Below are 1,004 nucleotides of genomic sequence, written 5' to 3' on the forward strand. Positions count from 1 at the left end.
CGCCACGCCCATTTTGATACATGGTACCAAGGTTATTTTGCGCCTGGGCATTGCCTTGCTCGGCCGATTTGCGATACCACATAACAGCCTCGGTATCAGATTTGGTCACACCACGACCATTAGAATACATCCAACCAAGACTAACTTGAGCCCTGGCATAACCTTGCTCTGCTGCTCGGCGAAACCACTTTAACGCTTCAGAATCAGATTGCTCGACACCCAAACCATCACGGTACATCACCGCTAAATTATGTTGGCCATTGCTGAGGCCTTGCTCTGCCGCCTTAAGGTACCAAGCTACCGCATCAGCGTATGACTGCTCCACCCCCTGTCCCTGATGGTATTTAAAACCCAGGTTGCTTTGCGCAGCCGCATGCCCAAGATTGGCACCTTGGAGATAATACTGCACTGCCGTAGCCGCATCCCCGTCAACATAGTCTGCCATACCTCCTAATAAAAAATAGGTATAGCCATCAGGTTTATGTAATTGTGCAAATTTCTGCTCTGCTATTGTCTTGTATTGCTTTGCCAGCTCTGGGTTTTCAGTTACTCCCCAGCCCTGGGCATACATTTTGGCTAATTGCGCATCAGCGTAGGCACTACCCTGTTCAGCAGCCTGAACATAAATAGGAAAAGCCGCCACTTTGTTGTCTCTGTCATAATAGGCCTCATCGGCCTGCAGTCTCAGCGGCTTGGCGCTGTTGCTTTCCAACTTTAATTGCAAGGACTGCGCAGTATAATCGTTATACAGCGGGTATAAGCCATAACCCGCCAACAGCGTGACCAACAAAACGCTGGCCAAAAGCCACGGCCAGCGTAAAGATTTGCCTTTCACTGCTGCAGATTTTGCTGATACCGGCGCTGGCTCAGGTTGATATAAAGGTTCAGTGTTAGATTGTGGTTTCGCTGCAGCGCTGCCCTGCACCGCAACCTGCTGTGTTAACAACCCAGCCACCTGCTGCATCGTCTGCGGCCGCTCATCGGCTTTAAACGCCAGGCACTGG

1 protein-coding gene is annotated in these 1,004 nt (G+C 50.7%); it reads right to left on the reverse strand.

The features are described from left to right. The coding region (locus V7D78_RS16415) for a tetratricopeptide repeat protein (RefSeq protein WP_333609537.1) at window positions 1-1,004 on the reverse strand (1,004 nt) is incomplete at both ends.

Source organism: Arsukibacterium sp., assembly GCF_036735525.1.
Taxonomy (GTDB): domain Bacteria; phylum Pseudomonadota; class Gammaproteobacteria; order Enterobacterales; family Alteromonadaceae; genus Alishewanella.